This window comes from Tenacibaculum sp. L6, from assembly GCF_028823685.1.
Taxonomy (GTDB): Bacteria; Bacteroidota; Bacteroidia; order Flavobacteriales; family Flavobacteriaceae; genus Polaribacter.
Map to the genome: position 1 here is coordinate 1 of NZ_JAPEHZ010000190.1, position 548 is coordinate 548.

1 protein-coding gene is annotated in these 548 nt (G+C 33.0%); it reads right to left on the bottom strand.

All coding sequences use genetic code 11. From position 1 onward, the window contains the following. On the bottom strand, positions 1–548 hold a 548-nt coding region (locus OU788_RS13000), incomplete at both ends, for a contractile injection system protein, VgrG/Pvc8 family (RefSeq protein ID WP_274635489.1).

The window sequence follows — 548 nt, forward strand, 5'->3', positions numbered from 1 at the left end:
TACTTCTTTATAAACTTGCTCTGATGCTTTTAGTGCTGTATTGGCTAAATCGTTTAACCCTTCGTTATTTGCCTTTAAGTCACCTTCAAAGAATTGATCGTTTAACGAATCATAACTATAAGTCGCTAAAGTAGGATTATACGTTTTGGTTTTTATTTGTAGTTCTTTTAAATCTTTACTGTATTCTAGCTCTATTGGTTTTTGACCTTCAGATTCAGGCTTTCCAAAAATAACGTCTACTCCATCAAAGTAAAACCATTCATTGTATTGATATGCCAACCTTTGAAGATATTTATAATCACTCTCTGCGTATTGACATTGGTAAGGGATTACTGCAGTGTATGCTGGACTAACCTTGTTTTTGATAGTGGTAGTATCTATGATTTCTGAAACAATACTTCCTAAGTCTTTTTCTAACCAAGATTTTTGCTGTTTTCCATTTTCTAACAAAACTGTTTGAGACAGTCCTTTAAGTATTAATTCGCCATGTAACCCTATCTCATTATGACGCATTGATACATCTAACACAACTCCTACAAAAGCTTTTC